The organism is Pseudomonas sp. FP1742 (assembly GCF_030687145.1).
In the GTDB taxonomy this organism is placed as follows: Bacteria; Pseudomonadota; Gammaproteobacteria; order Pseudomonadales; family Pseudomonadaceae; genus Aquipseudomonas; species Aquipseudomonas frederiksbergensis_D.
Map to the genome: position 1 here is coordinate 131,773 of NZ_CP117460.1, position 20,274 is coordinate 152,046.

At 61.3% G+C, this 20,274-nt stretch carries 8 protein-coding genes; 3 read left to right on the forward strand and 5 right to left on the reverse strand.

The annotated features are described in order from the left end of the window. Positions 1-8: 8 nt before the first annotated feature. From PSH64_RS00620 to PSH64_RS00630, 3 genes are all read right to left on the reverse strand, one after another. Positions 9-938 carry a diiron oxygenase gene (locus tag PSH64_RS00620; RefSeq protein WP_105349102.1) on the reverse strand — a complete coding sequence of 310 codons (930 nt, stop codon included), beginning with the start codon at positions 936-938 and terminating at the stop codon, positions 9-11. Beyond that, entirely contained in the window at positions 935-1,711 is a 777-nt protein-coding gene (locus PSH64_RS00625) for a DUF3050 domain-containing protein (RefSeq protein ID WP_105349105.1), read from the reverse strand. The genes PSH64_RS00620 and PSH64_RS00625 overlap by 4 nt, the downstream gene beginning before the upstream one ends. Positions 1,712-2,470: 759 nt before the next feature. Then, on the reverse strand, positions 2,471-3,181 hold the full coding sequence (locus tag PSH64_RS00630) for a GntR family transcriptional regulator (protein WP_105349107.1): 711 nt from the start codon (positions 3,179-3,181) through the stop codon (positions 2,471-2,473). A gap of 242 nt (positions 3,182-3,423) precedes the next feature. Here PSH64_RS00630 and lapG point away from each other — a divergent pair, with 242 nt between their 5' ends. The 3 genes from lapG to PSH64_RS00645 all read left to right on the forward strand — a co-directional run bounded on the left by lapG (position 3,424) and on the right by PSH64_RS00645 (position 6,829). Continuing rightward, positions 3,424-4,116 carry a cysteine protease LapG gene (lapG, locus tag PSH64_RS00635; protein WP_105349110.1) on the forward strand — a complete coding sequence of 231 codons (693 nt, stop codon included), beginning with the start codon at positions 3,424-3,426 and terminating at the stop codon, positions 4,114-4,116. A gap of 14 nt (positions 4,117-4,130) precedes the next feature. Further along, positions 4,131-6,077, forward strand: a complete 1,947-nt coding sequence (gene lapD / locus PSH64_RS00640; RefSeq protein ID WP_305479585.1) for a cyclic di-GMP receptor LapD — start codon at positions 4,131-4,133, stop codon at positions 6,075-6,077. A gap of 425 nt (positions 6,078-6,502) precedes the next feature. Beyond that, a complete protein-coding gene (locus tag PSH64_RS00645; RefSeq protein ID WP_370694467.1) occupies positions 6,503-6,829 on the forward strand; it encodes a DUF6124 family protein in 327 nt (108 codons plus the stop codon). A 155-nt stretch (positions 6,830-6,984) separates the two neighbouring features. Here the strand turns inward: PSH64_RS00645 and PSH64_RS00650 are convergent, their stop codons facing one another. After that, positions 6,985-7,323 carry a hypothetical protein gene (locus PSH64_RS00650; RefSeq protein ID WP_007896114.1) on the reverse strand — a complete coding sequence of 113 codons (339 nt, stop codon included), beginning with the start codon at positions 7,321-7,323 and terminating at the stop codon, positions 6,985-6,987. Between the two features lie 147 nt (positions 7,324-7,470). Then, positions 7,471-20,100 carry a retention module-containing protein gene (locus tag PSH64_RS00655; protein ID WP_305479587.1) on the reverse strand — a complete coding sequence of 4,210 codons (12,630 nt, stop codon included), beginning with the start codon at positions 20,098-20,100 and terminating at the stop codon, positions 7,471-7,473. Positions 20,101-20,274 lie beyond the last annotated feature (174 nt).

Consider the following 20,274-nt stretch of genomic DNA (forward strand, 5'->3'; position numbering starts at 1 on the left):
TCTCCTCGTTAAACCAGGTAGTCGCTCAGGGCGCTTTGCACGCACGGTGAATCGAGCAGCGAACTGCTGCGGAAAAACCGCACGATGTTGGCGACCAGCGGGTGATGGCGATTGATCGGGAAGGCCAGCCCCGACACTTCGCTCTTGAGGGCCTGACGCGCCACGTCGCTGATCTGCAAGGCGTCGATCAGGTGGAAGTCGAAGGACTTCTGGATGTCGTTGGTCAGGTAATGGCTGATGAACACCGGCAGGATGTGCGCGATGCACTGGCGATCGTCTTCGCTTGCGGTGTGCCAATAGATGCGCACCAGCCGCGACCAGAACCCGGAATGACGACCCTCGTCGAGCAAGTGGTCGGCCATCAGGCCCTTGATCGACTGCTTGACTGTGTCGTCCTTGGCGAACGCCGCCACATCGCCGGTCACGGTGTTCTCGGCGATGGCCACGCAGATCAGCTCGACGGCGCTGCGCAGGTGCTCCGGTGCAAGCGCCACGGCCGCCGGGATGGCGCGGCTCAGTTCGATTTCATCGGGCAATTCGATCGGCGCAATGCCGGTCATGGCGACCGTCTGCTGCATGAAGTCCATGGCCACCAGGGCGTGATAATCCTCGTCCACCACCACGGTCATGGCGTCGTAGCGACAGGCGAACGGGAACGCCACGCTGAAGCGGTTTTTAGCGATGCTGCGGGCGGTCTTGTCGACGATCTCGGTTTCGAAAATCACCACGTCGTTGATGAACTTGTACAGCGTCTGCACCAGGGCGAAGTCACGTTGTTCCGGGCACTCGCGCAGGAAGGTTTCACTCAGCACCAGTGGCTGCCGGCTCAGCGGATAGATCAGCTTGTCGTCGTTCTCCAGCACGCGCCGGGGGCGGGTGCGAATGGTTGCGCGGCTTTCCCAGGCGTCGGCAAAGGATTGGTAGTCGGCGGCGTTCATGCATTCACCTCGGCAACCGGTTCGCTCATGCTCAGGCGCAAGCCGTCCCACAGGGCGATGCGACTTTCCACGGCGGCGATGGCGCTGGCATAAACGTCTTCTTCACGCTGCGGATCGCCATCGACCAGGCGGGCGAGGAGTTTTTCTGCCGCCGGGCCATGGTCTTCGGAGTCGACTTCGATGTGCCGCTCCAGGTAGTAACGGAAGGTCGGCGCCTGTTCAATGCCAATGCCCCAGTCGTCGAGAATTCGCTGGAACATCTGCGGGATGACACTCTCGCGACCGTGCAGAAACGCCGCCGCCACACTGTGCCCCGGCGCATGCAACGCGGTGTGCAAGGTGTGACGCACGAACTGCGCGGCCGCCGGGTCGACGTCCACGCTTTGCAACGCCACGTCGTAGCTCACGCCTTCTTTTTGCAGCGTCACGAACCGCTCGACGGCGACCGTGCTTGCACCGACTTCGCGCATCGCATCCAGGTACAACTCGAAATGGCTGTAGTGACCTTGGGCGGGGCGATCGTCGGACTCTTCACCGAGCACGATTTCGTTGATCAGGCGGGCGGCCTGCGGATCTCGCGGCGGCAGCCAGGGCAACTGAACGCACGTCAGTTCCTGCTGCAGGCGCTTGGTCAACGACATGAAATCCCACACCGCAAACACATGGGTTTCCATGAAGCGTTGAAGGACCGATAACGAATGTATTTCAGAGAAGATCGGGTGCGCACTAAGTTCTGCTTTCTTCTGATTAAGACGGTCTTTAGTCGGTTTCATGAGCGAGCCTATAAGAGTGATCCGGAATACCGTTGAGGGTGGTGTCGATCAATAATTAACGGTTGCTTGAAGTTTTCTATTGGCGAAAGTGGGCCTCAATTGAATTGATGATTTTCAGGTTTGTGCAATCGCCAAGTAGTGCCTGGTTGCCCTGTATTTATGGGCGGCGGAGAAAAACTAATACACGAATAAAGTTTCCGGCAAGTCATTTTTTAATTAATTTAAAGTTTAACTTTGTTGGGCGCGACAAGTTCCAATAAGACTTTTATATAAAGTTTTATTTGGGCGTAGTTGCTCCTTTCGGCTTATATTCGCCAAAATTAAAATAAAGAGTGAATGCCTCACTCAGAGCAACTTTCTACTTGGATCTTTAATGTGATCTGAGGGGGTGGAAGTGGGCTGGGAACGACGCCGGTTCTTCCTTTCCCGTGACAAGACTCCTTCCATTGGTTCTTGGTGCGGGTGACTGCTCCGCGGGTGCGGTGCGTCGCCCGTCATTATTCGTTGGCAGCTCAAGAGTGAGCGTAATTCACGGCAGTCGCTATCACCCCTGCATGATCTGATAGGTGCAATTATCGGGCTTGAGGATGGCAGGGCTTTGGGGAGAGGGCATGAAGTCGCCGCACACCAGTCCGGTATGAGCGAAAGGGGATTTGTAAGCAGATTTGTTCGTGGAGTAATCCCGGTGCGGATCAGCTCGAAAACGCGGCAAACGAAAGCGGATCGTTCAATAGGCTCGCTCGGGGCTGTCGCCGCGATTTACTTCGAGAGTTTTCGGCGCTGCGCCTCAGGGCTTGCGAGGTAGCGTGTGATGACTTCGACACCCCGGTTGAGGTGGTTTTCGAGCAGCGTTACCCCGCGCTCGACATCTCGCTCTTCGGCGGCTCGCAACAACGCTCGGTGATCTTCCTGGGACAGTTTGCCCAGGCCCATGGCTTCCAGGTTGAAACGCAGGAAGCGTTCCTCTTCGTTCAACCCGTCTTCGACCAGTCTCAGCAGCCGCTTGTTGGGGGCCTTGTTGTAAAGCGCCATGTGGAACAGCCGATTGAGCCGGCCGATCTCGGTGTAGTCGTGTTGCGTTTCCAGCTCCTCGATATAGTCCGCAGCCTGTTTGAAATCGGCGGCTTCGAGCAGGGGAATCGACCGACGCAGGGCTTCAGACTCCAGCAGGATCCGCAGCTCGTAGGTTTCTGTTGCATCGCCCTGAACCAGTGGAGCGACCACCGCACCTTTATGGGCGACTACATTGAGCAGCGCTTGCGCTTCGAGTTGGCGCAAGGCTTCGCGTACCGGCATGCGGCTGACGCCGAACAGGTCAGCGAGGTCTTGCTGGCGCAGGGCGATGCCGCAAGGAATACGACCGTCGAGAATGGCCGCACGCAGGGTTTCTTCGATCACCGAGCGTGCCTGGTGAGCGGGAATCGGCCCGTTGACCTTGATACTGCTGAGGGGGTTGGGCTTCTGTGTCACGACAAACGCACCCTGATTGGCTGAAATATTTGGATCCAAATGGACACTAGAGACTGCCTGACGGGTTGTCAAACAGACAAAAGTCGAAAGATCGCTGCCTTCGGCAGCTCCTACGATCTTTTTATTGCTCCCGCCATTCAAAGTCTAGCGCGTCGCCGGTGATCTCACCGTGCCATTGTCTTTTAGCAGACTAACCTTCACCATCAAGCAGATTTCCATCTGCCTGACCTGGATACCTCGCATTGGCGATACGTTTCGCGATCCCTCGGACTTTGCGCTGGCTAGGCTGCGCACTGCTGCTGGCCGGTGTCATGCTGGGCGGGCTGCATGCCGACTGGGATTTTTCGCTGATCAGCCGTCGCGCGCAGGCATTGTACGGGCCTTTGGGTGAAGGGCGGCAGCGCATCGATGCCTGGCAGCAATTGCTGGCCACGCAAAAGCAGGTTGGCGAGCTGGAACAGCTCAACGTGGTCAACCGGTTCTTCAACAAGCAGATGCGTTATGAAGAAGACATCGACCTGTGGCACGAGGTCGATTATTGGGAAACTCCGATCGAAGCCTTGTGGAAGGGCGCCGGCGATTGCGAAGACTACGCTATCGCCAAGTATTTCAGCCTGCGCCATCTCGGTGTCTCCAGTGACAAGCTGCGCATTACCTACGTCAAGGCTTTACGCTTGAACCGTGCGCACATGGTGCTGACCTACTACTCAAGCCCGGAGGCCATGCCTTTGGTACTCGACAGCCTGGTCGACGCGATCAAGCCTGCGAACCAGCGAACTGATTTGCTGCCGGTCTACTCTTTCAATGCCGAAGGGTTGTGGTTGCCGGGCGCCAAAGGCAACAAGAAGGTCGGAGATACCAAACGCCTGTCCCGCTGGCAGGATGTATTGAAGAAAATGCAGGCCGAAGGATTCCCGGTCGAGACGACTAACTAGGAGCACGCGCTCAGATGTCTTTGTTCAAACAGCTGTTGATCGCTATCTGTCTGTTCCTGGTGGTCGCCTTCACCGGCAGCTTCATGGTCAGTCTGGAAAGCTCGCGCACCCAGTACGTCAACCAGTTGCGCTCCCATGCCCAGGACGCCGCGACGGCATTGGCGTTGTCCCTGACGCCGAACATCGACGACCCGGCGATGGTCGAGTTGCTGGTCAGTTCGATCTTCGATAGCGGTTATTACGCGAGCATCCGCGTGGTTGATCTGGCCAACGACAAGACAATTGTCGAGCGCAGCGGCATCCCGGCGGTCACCAACGTGCCGGACTGGTTCGTCAAACTGATCGGCCTGGAACCGGCCGGTGGCGATGCGATTGTCAGCCGTGGGTGGGAGCAGGCCGCGCGGGTCGAGGTGGTCAGCCATCCGATGTTCGCGTTGGCCAAGCTGTGGCAGAGCGCATTGGGCAGCCTCGGCTGGTTGCTGATCTGCGGCGCGGTGAGTGCGGTGCTGGGCGCCTTGTTGCTGCGTCGGCAACTCAAGCCGCTGGACTACATGGTCAAGCAATCCCATGCCATTGCTCGCCGGGAATTTCTCAGCCTGCCGGAGCTGCCGCGCACCCCCGAACTGCGTCGCGTGGTGCAGGCCATGAACCAGATGGTCGAGAAGCTCAAGGCGCTGTTCCAGGAACAGGCCGAACGCAGTGAAAAGCTGCGAGCCGAATCCTATCAGGACAACTTGACCGGCCTCGCCAACCGGCGCTATTTCGAAATGCAATTGAACGCACGAGTGAGCAACCCGGAGCAGGCCAGCTCGGGTTATCTGTTGCTATTGCGGGTGAAAGATCTGGCCGGGTTGAACCAGCGGCTGGGCGGTCAGCGCACTGATGAGTTGCTCAAAGCGGTGGGCGAGCAGTTGTCCCGCGAGTGCGCCAAATACCCGGAAACCCAGAACCTCGTGACGCGCATCCGTGGCGGTGAATTCGCCGTACTGGCGCCGGGACTGGTGCGCGAAGAAGCGCTGCAACTGGCGAGCAACCTCGAGAGTGCCCTGGTGAGCCTGTATGCCACGGGCGCCACGGACGTGGCTTCGGTGGCTTCAATCGGGCTGGCGCCGTTTGCTCATGGCGACTCGCCGCAAGCGGTGATCGGGTTGGCGGATCAGGCTCTGGCCCAGGCGGAAAGCCAGGGCGAACCGAGCTGGGCGTGCCTTGAGCACAGTGCGTCGGCCCGGGTTGGCGACGATCACCATGCCTGGCACACGTTGCTGGATAAGGCGTTGGATCAGCAGCGTTTCGAGCTGTACTTCCAGCCGGTGGTGGCCAGCCAGGACACGCAGTTGGTACTGCATTACAAAGTGCTGTCGCGCCTGCTCGACGAGCAAGGCCAGACCATTGCCGCCGGGCGTTTCCTGCCGTGGCTCGAGCGTTTCGGCTGGACCGCGCGGCTGGACCTTTTGATGCTGGAGTTGGTGCTCGAACAGATGGCCGATCATGAGGAGTCGCTGGCGCTGAACCTGTCTTCAGCGACGTTGGCGGATCCGCAGGCGCTGAACAAGGTTTTTGAAATCCTGCGTTCTCATTCGAATCTCGGGGAACGACTGACCCTGGAAATCGGCGAAGAACAACTGCCCGAACAAGCGGTGCTGGAACAGCTGACACGGCGTCTGCATGAGCTTGGGTTCTCGCTGAGCCTGCAGCGTTTTGGTGGGCGCTTCAGCATGATCGGCAACCTGGCGCGGCTGGGGCTGGCGTACCTGAAGATCGACGGCAGTTACATTCGGGCGATTGATCAGGAGAGCGACAAGCGCCTGTTCATCGAAGCGATCCAGCGGGCGGCGCACAGCATTGATTTGCCGTTGATTGCCGAGCGGGTCGAGACCGAAGGGGAGTTGGCGGTGATTCGTGAGATGGGGTTGTATGGGGTTCAGGGGCAACTCTTTGGTGAGCCTAGGCCTTGGCAGTAGGGTTTTAGTGCAGAGGTGCCAGTCAGCCCGTCTTCGCGAGCAAGCCCGCTCCCACATTGGACTTGTGTCGTACCACAATTCTGCGGTCAGCCCCGATCAATTGTGGGAGCGGGCTTGCTCGCGAAGACGTCAGCACAGGCGCCGGATAAATCTGATGGCAAAGTCCTAGGAGATTTCCTTCAAGTTGTAGCGGTTTTGGTGAACTTGTTCCGGCCGAAACTCAGGGCTAGTCTGGCTTTGTCACTGAATAATCGGTGACACGGACGTGCAAGTCCGACCAAACTGTTTAGGTAGCGTGCTGCCATTCCTCTCAATAAGCATTTCGATGCTTACTGCTTTATGGCGGCTGCGCGCAGGAGATCCTCGGATCTGCTGGGTGTCCTAAACAGTCCCGGTCTTGCACACCTGCGCACGGCCGCCACCCTATTCGCGTGCAAGCGAACGGTGACGGCTCCAACTTACTGTTTAGGGTATTTCTTATGTTCAAAGTAACGCCGAATCCGCCTTCTCCCCGCAAAGGCCACCTCTTCACCGTCTCCCCCGACATCGACACCGAAGCCCTTCTCGCCAATGCCTCCGAAGATCTGCTGTCCATCAGCGCCATCGCCGCCGACCTGGCGGACGATGTGGAAGGTTCACGGCGCTCAATAGCCCTGGCGCTCAGCCGCATGGCCGATGGGGTGCAGTTATTGGTGGAGCGGGCGCTGGATCACCTTGAATCGCCGCCGATGCAGCCTCGGGCCGAGGTTTAGCAGGTTAGAGCGGTGGTGAGTTGAAGATCGCCTTCGCGAGCAAGCCCGCTCCCACACTGGATTTATGTCGAACCGCAATCATGCGATCAACACAGAACCCATGTGGGAGCGGGCTTGCTCGCGAAGACGCCAGTGCAGGCGCCGACGAAGGGGCGTTAGATCAACCCCGTCTCATCATCATCGATCAACTGGCTCAACCCACCCAGCGCTTCACGGGCCTGGGTTCGGTCCATGAGCTTGGCCTGCGCGGCGGCCGGGAGGTCGGTGACGCGGATCACGCCTTTTTGGGTCAGCACCTGAATCAAGTCGTCGAGTACCCGGATCATTTCCAGGTCGCTCTGTTTGAGCTGCTTGAGGCTGGTTTCCACCACTTCGTGGGCAAACCAGGCCTGGATTTCATGGTGGTCGGCCGGCAGCGTTTCCGTGGCCTCGGCGTAGGCCGTGGCTTCCACGCGCACTAACTGACCTTGCGCATCGCGTTGCACGTAAAACATTGAGCATCCCTCGGAAATGGACCAGCGTCGTGCTGTCAGCAGCATAGGCCAACGCAGGCGAGTATGCGGTGCGACGACGAAATCGTCACCCGTGAGGTGTGCGCATACTTGACGACCGCCCGGTATGGGCGGCCGTCAGCCTGCATATCAGCTGTTGTTGTGATCGATCTTGATGGTCGGGTCACTGCCGGCAATCAGCGAGTTGATGCTGGCGCTGGACCAATTGTTACCTTCCAGTTTGATCGTCACATCCGGGGTGGCCGCTGCGGCGTCGGCGCCGTTGAACTTACCGGCGGAGCTGACTTGCAGGGACGACACGCCGTCCACGGTGGTGATCTTCAGGAAGTGGTCGATGGTGCTGCCGCTTTCACCCTGCAACAAATCACGCAGGTCGATGCGGTCGCCTTCGCTGGCCTTGAAGTCCTTGATCACGTCGCTGCCGGTGTCGCCAGCCTTCCAGATGAAGGTGTCGGCACCCGAGCCGCCGATCAGGATGTCGTTGCCTTGACCGCCGATCAGCGAGTCATTGCCGGTGCCGCCGAGCAGGATGTCATTGCCCTTGCCGCCGTCGAGGAGGTCGTTGCCGCCCTGGCCGAAGAGAATGTCATTGCCCGCGCCACCCAGCAGCGTGTCGTTACCATCGTGGGCGCCAGACACGTCGAACGCGGTGTAGTGCTCGGTGATGTACTGGTGCACGTTGCTGGTGGTGACTTTGCTGACGTCGACGCCGGTTTGCTGGGCGACGAACGCCTGCATCGCCTGATAACCCTCGCCGGCAATGCCATTGAAGCTCACCAGATCGCCGAACAGGATGTCGTTGCCGTCACCGCCGCTGACCGTATCGGCACCCGGCATTGTCGCTTCAGTATGGCCGATGATCGAGTTGGCCAGGTCTTTGGGGTCGATGTTGGTTTGTGGCGTTTGATCCGAGTCGTACGGTTTGAGGTCGGTGAGGGTGACGTCCTTGTTCAGGCCGATGGCCTCCACCGTCGACACGTTGCTCAGCAACGTGAAGCTGCTGCTGGAGTTGTCGATGGTAGTGGAATCGGTGCTGCCGCCGGTGCCATCGCGGTAGGACAGTTCGTACGTACCGTTACCCTCGGCATGCAGGGTGCCCAGTTCAGAACTGCTCCAACGCCCCGAATTTTTCAGCGTCTGCAGCGTGACGTTGCCGGCGCTGTCGATGCTCAGGTAGTGAGTGCTGTCCAGGTAGTTGGAATAGGTCTGCCCCAACTTGTAGTTGGTGGTGGTGACGACGTCATCGAGCTTCACGTTGCCATACAAGGTCGGGTTGGTCTGCTCACCGCTCTGGTAGTAGGTCGGCTTGCCGTCGGTGATGAAGTACGTGAGGTTCTTCGCACCGGTGTTGGCAAGGGCGTCGGCACTCTGGAACCAGTTGGCCGTGGTTTTGAACACGTCCTCGTAGTTGGTGCCGCCGCCGGACGACATCGAATCCAGAACGGATTTGAGCAAGGTCAGCGCGTTCGGGTCGTTCAGGTTCACCGACACCGATTTGTTGACCTGGGTATCGAAGTCCACCAGGAAAATATTCACGGTCCCGGAGTTGCCGCCCAGGCTTTGCTTGAGGGTGTTGAACACCGCCGTCAGCGAATCCTTGGCGGCGTTGATCGACGTGCTGCTCATGCTGCCCGAGCTGTCGACCATGAACGCGATGTTGTAATTGGTGCCCGGCACCACGGTCAGCCCGCCGATGTCGGCGACCATGATGTCGTTGCCGTCGGTGCCGGTGACCGTGTCGTCGGCCGCCGTGGCGGTCACGGCGTTGTAGACCGCCGGGTATACCGTGACCGGAATCTGCGCGGTGCTCAGTGCCGAACCGCCGAGTGCTTCGGTGGACGTCGAGGTCACGGTCAGGGTGAACTGGCCGTTGTAGTACGGCGGCGGGGTGACGGTCAGGCTGCCGAGGTTCCAGCCGGTAACGTTGGCTTCGCCGTTGGTGGTGGTGAAGGTGTGGCCCGCGCCATCGCTGAGCACGGAGCCCGCCGGCATGCCGCTGATCTTCACGTTCAGGCTTTCAGAGCCGTCGGTGTCGGTCAGTGCGGTCTTGATCGCGGACAGGTGAACGCTGGTGCCTTCGGCGCCTTCGTTGAGCTTGTAGCCGTTGTAGTAGCCTTCGCCATTGGTGCCGTGCAGGTCGGAAACCGTCACGCCAGAGGCGGCCAGATCCGCGACGCCGGTGTACAGCGGCACGCCGGCGCTGCTCAGGTCGACCGCTGTACCGCCGTTGACCGACAGGTTGACGTCATAGCTGCCGGGGCCGCTCTGGTTGTGGTGGTAGATGTCCAGGGTGTAGTAACCGCTGGTGGTCGGGGTGAACGAACCATTCAGCTTGCCACCTGCACCCCAAGTCGTCGCGGCCACGTTCTGGCCACCGATGGTCACCAACAGGCTGTCATCGCCGGTACCGCTGAAGGTGTACGTCTTGCCGGCTTCCAGGTAGATCAGGCCGGATGTTTTCGAGGCCGTGCCGGCGGTGACGCCGCCGTCGGACTGGACGTTGGTCACGGTGCCGGTGGAGTTCGGAGTGCCTGCGGCGTCGATGACCGATTTCAGCGTGCCGGACGGCGCGCCACTACCATCGGTGCCCAGGCCTGACAGGCCGGTCCAGACTTCCTTGATCAGGCCGGTGGACTTGACGCTGTTATCCGCGACGCTCAGGGATGGCGCGTCGGCAACCGGTGTGATGTCGATTTTCACCGTGCCGGTGTTGCCCAACAGTTGACCGTCGGTGGGCTGGAACTTGATCTGCGCGTAGTCCGCCTGGTTATTGCCCACGCCGCTGCCGTTATAGCCATCAACACCCGATTCGTTGGCATCCGGCGTGAAGCGCAACTTGCCGGCGTCGATGTCGGCCTTGCTGATGGTCTGGTTGGTCGTTACATCTTTCCAGGTCGCACCGTCCAGGTACTGCAATTTGCCGTCGCCCGGCAGCTGAGTGATTTTCACCCCCAGGTTGGCGGTCGGGCTGTCGACATCGCTGACGCCGAAGGTCGACCAGCCGAGGATCAACGGTGTGTCTTCGGTGCCGGTGACGTTAACCGGCGCGGCGGTCGGTGCGTCATTCACGGCCACCACGTTGACGGTGGTGGTCGCGGTGTTGGAGTAATTGCTGCCATCGGTCACCGTCACGGTGATGATCCGCGGCACGGTGCTCGGATCCTCACTGCTGTTGGTGAAGCTGATGTTTTTGATCTGCTGCATGTAGTCGGCCAGCGTCGCGTTGCCCGACAGCGTCAGGGTGACCGTGCCGTTCTGGCTATTGGCGTTGATGCTGATGCCATTGACGCTGTTGCCCAGGTTCAGCGCATCGCCCGGCTGACGGTTGGTCAGCACGATGGTGGCGCCGGTCAGCATGGTGCTGTCCGGGTCGGTGATGCTCAGGTCGGTGTCGCCGATCGAGACGCCCTGGCCGGTGGTGCCTTCGGTGAAGGTCACGTTGTAGTTGGCCCCGGTGGCGCCGCTGGAGTTGTTGGCGTCCAGGTCGAGAACCGGCGCGGCATCGTTGTCGATGATCGAGGTGCTGACGCTGCCGTTGGTGCTGCTGACCGCGAGGTTTTCGAAGTTGCCGCCGGTGGCCGAGTCGATCTTGACCACAAAGTTTTCGGTGCCCTCGGTGAGCTTGTCGTCCAGCGTCGCGACGTTGAAGCTCGCGCTACTGGCGCCGGCCGGGATCTTCACGGTGTACACGCCGGTGAAGTCCGAACCGTCGGCGGCGGTGCCGCTGTAGACGATTTTCAGGGTCACTTCGGTCTGCGCCGGGTGGGTCAGGCTGACGGTGTAACTGGCGGTCTGGCCTTCGGTCACCGAGGTACTGCCGCTGATGCTGACTTCGGTTTTGTCGATGGTATCGGTGACGGTGGTAACCGCCGGGGCAGTGCTCGGTACCAGGTTTTCGAAATTGCCACCGGTGGCGGTGGAGATGGTCGCCTGGACAGTACCCGCGTCGTTGTAAACGTCATCGGATGGAGCCGGAACGGTCACCGTGCCAGTGGTTTTGCCGGCGTCGATGGTGATCACGGCGCCGTTCGACAAGGTCACGGTGACCGGTGTGCCGGCAGCGTTGGTCAGGGTTGCGGTGTAAACGATCGAACCGCCTTCGGCTACCGAGTTGGATGCGCTCAGGCTGAGGTTGGTGGTGTCGACGGTGTCGGTCACGGTGGTGCTGACCGGCGTTTTGTCCGCCACCAGGTTCTCGTAATTGCCACCGCTGACGTTGGTGATCGAGTTGGTCAGTGGAGCATGGCCGGTCAATGCGTCGTTCGGCGCGGCGGTGGTCACGGTACCGGTGGTTTTGCCGACGTCGATGGTGATCGTCTGGCCGTTGGCCAGGGACACAGTGACCGGGCTACCGGTCACTGGTGCACCGACGGTCGCGGTGTAAGTGACGGTGCCGCCTTCGGCGACGTTCGCGGTTGCAGTCAGCGAAACGGTACTGGTGTCGATCGTGTCGGTAACGGTGGTGACCGCCGGGGCAGTGCTCGGCACCAGATTCTCGAAATTGCCACCGGTGGCGGTGGAGATGGTCGCCTGGACCGTGCCCGCATCTTTGTAAACGTCATCGGATGGAGCCGGGACGGTGACGGTGCCGGTGGTTTTGCCGGCGTCGATGGTGATCACGGCGCCGTTGCTCAGCGTCACGGTCACTGGCGTGCCCGCCGGATTGGTCAAGGTTGCGGTGTAAACAATCGAGCCGCCTTCGGCTACCGAGTCGGTTGCCGACAAGCTGAGGGTCGTGGTGTCCGGGGTGTCGGTCACCGAGGTATCCGCCGACTTGCCGTCGACTTCCAGCTTCTCGTAGTTACCGCCCTTGGCATCGTCAATCTTGACGCTCAAGGAACCGCCACCGGCCAACGCATCGTTGGGTGCAACGAAATTGACAGAACCGCTGCTCGCGCCGACCGGAATGGTAATGGTCTGGCCGTTGGACAGGGTCACAACCACCGGCGAGCCAGTCACCGGTGCCGACACGGACGCGGTGTACACCACGGTGCCGCCTTCGGCCACGTTCGCGGTCGCAGTCAGCGAAACGGTGCTGGTGTCGATGGTATCGGTAACGGTGGTGACCGCTGCCGCTGGGCTGGTGGCCAGGTTTTCAAAGTTGCCGCCTGCGGCATCCTTGATCGTGACTTCGACTTGCCCAGCGTCCTTGTAGACGTCGTCCTTTGGTGCATCGACAGTCACGCTGCCACTGGTGGCGCCGGCGGCGATGGTGATCACTGCGCCGTTCGACAGGGTCACGGTGACCGGTGTGCCGGCGGCATTGGTCAGGGTCGCGGTGTAAACGATGGAACCGCCTTCAGCCACCGAGTCGGTCGCGCTCAGGCTGAGAGTGGTGGTGTCCGGTGTGTCGGTCACAGTGGTGCTGACCGGCGTTTTGTCCGCTACCAGGTTCTCGTAGTTGCCGCCGCTGACGTTGGTGATCGAGTTGGTCAGCGGAGCATGGCCGGTCAACGCGTCGTTCGGCGCGGCGGTGGTCACGGTACCGGTGGTTTTGCCGACATCGATGGTGATCGTCTGGCCGTTGGCCAGGGACACAGTGACCGGGCTACCGGTCACTGGTGCACCGACGGTTGCGGTGTAAGTGACGGTGCCGCCTTCGGCGACGTTCGCGGTTGCAGTCAGCGAAACGGTACTGGTGTCGATCGTGTCGGTAACGGTGGTGACCGCCGGGGCAGTGCTCGGCACTAGATTCTCGAAATTGCCACCGGTGGCGGTGGAGATGGTCGCCTGGACCGTGCCCGCATCTTTGTAAACGTCATCGGACGGAGCCGGGACGGTGACGGTGCCGGTGGTTTTACCGGCGTCGATAGTGATCACGGCGCCATTGCTCAGCGTGACGGTCACTGGCGTACCGGCGGCATTGGTCAGGGTCGCGGTGTAAGTGATCTGGCCACCTTCGGCTACCGAGTTGGTGGCGCTCAGGCTGAGGTTGGTGGTGTCAGCAGTGTCGGTCACCGAGGTGTCCGCCGACTTGCCGTCGACTTCCAACTTCTCGTAGTTGCCGCCCTTGGCATCGTCGATCTTGACGCTCAGGGAGTTGCCGCCGGCCAACGCGTCGTTGGGTGCAACAAAATTAACAGAGCCGCTGCTCGCGCCGACCGGAATGGTAATGGTCTGGCCATTGGACAGGGTCACAACCACTGGCGAGCCAGTCACCGGAGCAGTGACCGAAGCGGTGTACACCACGGTGCCGCCTTCGGCGACGTTCGCCGTGGCACTCAGCGAAACGGTGCTGGTGTCGATGGTATCGGTGACAGTGGTGACTGCCGGGGCAATGCTCGGCACCAGGTTCTCGAAATTGCCACCGGTGGCGGTAGAGATGGTGGCCTGGACCGTGCCCGCATCTTTGTAAACGTCATCAGATGGAGCCGGGACGGTCACCGTGCCGGTGGTTTTACCGGCATCGATGGTGATCACGGCGCCGTTGCTCAACGTCACGGTGACCGGTGTACCGGCAGCGTTGGTCAGGGTTGCGGTGTAAGTGATCTGACCGCCTTCGGCGACCGAGTTGGTGGCGCTCAGGCTGAGGTTGGTGGTGTCGACGGTGTCGGTCACGGTGGTGCTGACCGGCGTTTTGTCTGCCACCAGATTTTCGTAGTTGCCGCCGCTGACGTTGGTGATCGAGTTGGTCAGTGGAGCATGGCCGGTCAATGCGTCGTTCGGCGCGGCGGTGGTCACGGTACCGGTGGTTTTACCGACGTCGATGGTGATCGTCTGGCCGTTGGCCAGGGACACGGTGACCGGGCTGCCAGTCACCGGCGCGCCGACGGTCGCGGTGTAAGTGACGGTGCCGCCTTCCGCCGCCGAAGCGGTGGCGTTCAGGGTGACGGTCGAGGTGTCGATGGTATCGGTGACGGTGGTGACTGCCGGGGCAGTGCTCGGTACCAGGTTTTCGAAATTGCCACCGGTGGCGGTGGAGATGGTCGCCTGGACAGTGCCCGCGTCGTTGTAAACGTCATCGGATGGAGCCGGAACGGTCACCGTGCCAGTGGTTTTGCCGGCGTCGATGGTGATCACGGCGCCGTTCGACAAGGTCACGGTGACCGGTGTGCCGGCGGCGTTGGTCAGGGTCGCGGTGTAAGTGATCTGGCCACCTTCGGCTACCGAGTCGGTTGCCGACAAGCTGAGGGTCGTGGTGTCCGGGGTGTCGGTCACCGAGGTATCCGCCGACTTGCCGTCGACTTCCAGTTTCTCGTAGTTACCGCCCTTGGCATCGTCAATCTTGACGCTCAAGGAACCGCCACCGGCCAACGCATCGTTCGGCGCGGTGAAATTGACGCTGGCGCTGCTCGCGCCGACCGGAATGGTAATGGTCTGGCCATTCGACAGGGTCACAACCACTGGCGAACCAGTCACCGGAGCAGTGACGGACGCGGTGTACACTACGGTGCCGCCTTCAGCGACGTTCGCCGTGGCAGTCAGCGAAACGGTGCTGGTGTCGATGGTATCGGTGACGGTGGTGACTGCCGGGGTGGTGCTCGGCACCAGGTTCTCGAAGTTGCCACCGGTGGCGGTGGAGATGGTCGCCTGGACCGTGCCCGCGTCTTTGTAAACGTCATCAGATGGAGCTGGGACGGTCACGCTGCCGCTGGTGGCGCCAGCAGCGATGGTGATCACGGCACCGTTGCTCAGCGTGACGGTGACCGGTGTGCCGGCGGCGTTGGTCAGGGTCGCGGTGTAAACGATGGAACCGCCTTCGGCGACCGAGTCGGTCGCCGACAGGCTGAGGGTGGTGGTGTCCGGGGTGTCGGTCACCGAGGTATCCGCCGACTTGCCGTCGACTTCCAGTTTCTCGTAGTTACCGCCCTTGGCATCGTCAATCTTGACGCTCAAGGAACCGCCACCGGCCAACGCATCGTTCGGCGCGGTGAAATTGACGCTGGCGCTGCTCGCGCCGACCGGAATGGTAATGGTCTGGCCATTCGACAGGGTCACAACCACTGGCGAACCAGTCACCGGAGCAGTGACGGACGCGGTGTACACCACGGTGCCGCCTTCAGCGACGTTCGCCGTGGCAGTCAGCGAAACGGTGCTGGTGTCGATGGTATCGGTGACGGTGGTGACTGCCGGGGTGGTGCTCGGCACCAGGTTCTCGAAGTTGCCACCGGTGGCGGTGGAGATGGTCGCCTGGACCGTGCCCGCGTCTTTGTAAACGTCATCAGATGGAGCTGGGACGGTCACGCTGCCGCTGGTGGCGCCAGCAGCGATGGTGATCACGGCACCGTTGCTCAGCGTGACGGTGACCGGTGTGCCGGCGGCGTTGGTCAGGGTCGCGGTGTAAACGATGGAACCGCCTTCGGCGACCGAGTCGGTCGCCGACAGGCTGAGGGTGGTGGTGTCCGGGGTGTCGGTCACCGAGGTATCCGCCGACTTGCCGTCGACTTCCAGTTTCTCGTAGTTACCGCCCTTGGCATCGTCAATCTTGACGCTCAAGGAACCGCCACCGGCCAACGCATCGTTCGGCGCGGTGAAATTGACGCTGGCGCTGCTCGCGCCGACCGGAATGGTAATGGTCTGGCCATTCGACAGGGTCACAACCACTGGCGAACCAGTCACCGGAGCAGTGACGGACGCGGTGTACACCACGGTGCCGCCTTCAGCGACGTTCGCCGTGGCACTCAGCGAAACGGTGCTGGTGTCGATGGTATCGGTGACAGTGGTGACTGCCGGGGTAGTGCTCGGCACCAGGTTTTCGAAATTGCCACCGGTGGCGGTGGAGATGGTCGCCTGGACCGTGCCCGCGTCTTTGTAAACGTCATCAGATGGAGCCGGGACGGTCACGGTGCCAGTGGTTTTACCGGCGTCGATGGTGATCACGGCGCCGTTGCTCAAGGTCACGGTGACCGGTGTGCCGGCGGCGTTGGTCAGGGTCGCGGTGTAAGTGATCTGGCCACCTTCGGCGACCGAGTTGGTGGCGCTCAGGCTGAGGGTGGTGGTGTCCGGGGTATCAGTTACTGAGGTATCGGCCGACTTGCCGTCGACTTCCAGCTTCTCGTAGTTACCGCCCTTGGCATCGTCAATCTTGACGCTCAAGGAACCGCCACCGGCCAACGCATCGTTGGGTGCAACGAAATTGACAGAACCGCTGCTCGCGCCGACCGGAATGGTGATGGTCTGGCCGTTGGACAGGGTCACGACGACTGGCGAACCGGTGACCGGTGCCGACACGGACGCGGTGTACACCACGGTGCCGCCTTCAGCAACGGCAGACGTTGCGGTCAGGTTCACGGTCGAAGTGTCGATGGTATCGGTGACGGTGGTGACTGCCGGGGTGGTGCTTGGCACCAGGTTCTCGAAGTTGCCACCGGTTGCGTCTTTGATGGTCGCTTCAACGGTTCCGGCGTCTTTATAGACGTCATCCTTCGGTGCATCGACGGTCACGCTGCCGCTGGTGGCGCCAGCAGCGATGGTGATCACGGCACCGTTGCTCAAGGTCACGGTGACCGGTGTGCCGGCGGCGTTGGTCAGGGTAGCGGTGTAAACGATGGAACCGCCTTCGGCGACCGAATCGGTCGCCGACAAGCTGAGGGTCGTGGTGTCCGGGGTGTCGGTCACCGAGGTATCCGCCGACTTGCCGTCGACTTCCAGCTTCTCGTAGTTGCCGCCCTTGGCATCGTCGATCTTGACGCTCAGCGAACCGCCACCGGCAAGGGCATCGTTGGGTGCAACAAAGTTAACAGAGCCGCTGCTCGCGCCGACCGGAATGGTGATGGTCTGGCCGTTCGACAGGGTCACGACGACTGGCGAACCGGTGACCGGTGCCGATACGGACGCTGTGTACACCACGGTGCCGCCTTCGGCGACGTTCGCAGTCGCAGTCAGCGAAACGGTGCTGGTATCGATGGTGTCGTTGACGGTAGTGACCGCAGGCGTATTGCTGGTTACCAGGTTCTCGAAGTTGCCACCGGTTGCGTCTTTGATGGTCGCTTCAACGGTTCCGGCATCTTTATAGACGTCGTCCTTCGGCGCATCGACGGTTACGGAACCGGTGGTTTTGCCGGCGTCGATGGTGATCACGGCGCCATTGCTCAGGGTCACGGTGACCGGTGTGCCGGCGGCATTGGTCAGGGTCGCCGTATAGGTGATCTGACCGCCTTCATCTACAGTGCCGGTCGCAGTGAGCGACAGGTTAGTGGTGTCCGGGGTATCAGTCACCGAGGTATCCGCCGACTTGCCGTCGACTTCCAGCTTCTCGTAGTTGCCGCCCTTGGCGTCGTCGATCTTGACGCTCAAGGAGCCGCCACCGGCCAACGCATCGTTGGGTGCAACAAAATTGACAGAGCCGCTGCTGGCGCCGACCGGAATGGTAATGGTCTGGCCGTTGGACAGGGTCACAACCACTGGCGAACCAGTCACCGGAGCAGTGACGGACGCGGTGTACACCACGGTGCCGCCTTCAGCCACGTTCGCGGTCGCAGTCAGCGAAACGGTGCTGGTGTCGATGGTATCGGTGACGGTGGTGACTGCCGGGGCAGTGCTAGGCACCAGATTCTCGAAATTGCCGCCCGTCGCATCCTTGATCGTTACTTCAACCTGGCCGGCATCTTTATAAACGTCATCGGCAGGGGCGGCGACGCTCACGCTGCCAGTAGTCGCACCTGCAGCGATGGTGATCACGGCCCCGTTGCTCAAGGTCACGGTGACTGGCGTGCCCGCCGGATTGGTCAGGGTCGCGGTGTACAGAATCTGACCACCTTCGGCCACTTCGGTGGACGCCGACAGGCTCAGGCCGGTGTCGTCTTTCGAATCGGTGATGGTGGTGAGTGCCGGCTCGGTGCTCGGGGTCAGTTGCTCGAAATTACCGCCGGTGGTGCCGGTGATCGTGGTGCTGACGGTGCTGCCATTGTTGTAGACGTCGTTGGCCGGGGTATCGACTGTCACGCTGCCGGTGGTCTTGCCCGCTTCGATGGTAATGACCGAGCCATTGCTCAAGGTCACGGTCATCGGTGTGCCGGCCGGATTGGTCAGGGTGGCGGTGTAGGTGATCTGGCCGCCTTCGACAACGCTGCCAGTGGCGCTGAGGCTCAGGCCGGTGTTGTCGATCGAGTCGGTAATGGTGGTGACGGCCGGCGTGGTGCTCGGTACGAGGTTCTCGAAGTTGCCGCCGGTGGTGCCGGTGATCGTGGTGCTGACGGTGCTGCCGTTGTTATAGACGTCGTTGGCCGGGGTATCGACGGTCACGCTGCCGGTGGTCTTGCCCGCTTCGATGGTAATGACCGAGCCATTGCTCAAGGTCACGGTCATCGGCGTGCCAGCCGGGTTGGTCAGGGTAGCGGTGTAAGTGATCTGGCCGCCTTCGACAACGCTGCCGGTGGCGCTGAGGCTCAGGCCGGTGTTGTCGATCGAGTCGGTAATGGTGGTGACGGCCGGCGTGGTGCTCGGTACGAGGTTCTCGAAGTTGCCACCGGTCGCACCGGTGATCGTGGTGCTGACGGTGCTGCCGTTGTTGTAGACGTCATTGGCCGGGGTTTCGACGTTCACGGAGCCGGTGGTTTTTCCGGCTTCGATGGTGATGGTCGAACCATTGGACAGGGTGACGGTGACTGGCGTCTGCGCCGGGTTGGTCAGGGTGGCGGTGTAGGTGATCTGGCCGCCTTCAGTGACGCTGCCGGTGGCGGTCAGGGTCAGGCCGGTACTGTCGACCGAGTCGGTAATGGTGGTGACCGCCGGCGTCGGGTTCGGCACCAGGTTCTCGAAGTTGCCGCCGGTAGCGCCGGTGATCGTGGTGCTGACGGTGCTGCCGTTGTTGTAGACGTCATTGGCCGGCGTCGGAACGTTCACGCTGCCGGTGGTGTTGCCAGCGGCGATGGTGATGATCGAGCCGTTGGACAAGGTGACGGTAACCGGCGTTTGCGCCGGATTGGTCAGGGTGGCGGTGTAGGTGATCTGGCCACCTTCAGTGACGTTTGCGCCCGCTGTCAGTGTGACGGTGGTGGTGTCGACGGTGTCGGTAACCTGGGTCACGGCCGGAACGGTCGGCGGGGTGACCACGATACCGCTGCCGCCCGTGGTGCCGGTGACGGTCACGTCGATCTGGGTCGGATCGTTATAAACAGTGTCGTTCGGCGCCAGCGGAACGTTGACGGTGCCGGTGGTCTGGCCAGCGGTGATCACGATCACCGCGCCGTTGGACAGGGTGATGGTCAGGTCGGTCAGCGGCGCCTGGGTCAGGGTCGCAGTGTAAACCAGCACGCCACCGGCCTCGGTGATGGTCGGCGTGGCGCTCAGGCTCAGGGTTGATTCACGCAGGGCATTGGTGCTGGTATCGGCCGTCTGGCCGCCGGTAGTGTTTTGTGTTGCCGAAGCCGCAGTGGCGAGGCCTGCGGTCGGGAAGCCAATGGTCGGGTCAACCCGGGCAGCGGTTGCCTCCAGGGCCACGAAGCTGTGGCCGCCACCGGCAGCGCCGCCCGCGCTCGCGGCGGTCGGGCCGGCTGCGGTGGCTTCAAGCGCGGTGGTCGGGTCGGCGCCGGCGGCGATGGCTTGCTGCAGTTCGTCAACCGATGGCGCCGCTTGTGCGGTGGCTTGCGCAAGGTCGGTGCTGGAGTCCGGATTGCTGCCGCTCCACTGAGTGTCGCGGCCCAGGTCCAGGGTCCGGCCGTCAGCCAGTTCGAGGGTGATGGCGCCGGCGGCACCGGTGTCCACCTGGTCGCCCACAAACAATCGGTCGCCTTCAACGAGTACGCGGCGGATGCCCTCTGGGGACACCGCGAAAACCTGACCAACAATGCTTTTGACGACGGCAACAACACTGCTCATTGAAGACTCTCCGGGTGTCACGTTCAGTTGACTTCCATGAACCGCTCGGGCGGGTTCGCCGATCGGGCTGGACGTTCTTACAAAATTCGATACATAACTTTGACGATAAAACTGTCAATAATTTGGCTATATTTTTTCGAAATTAACTTTATGCCAAACTATTGACCTTATGGG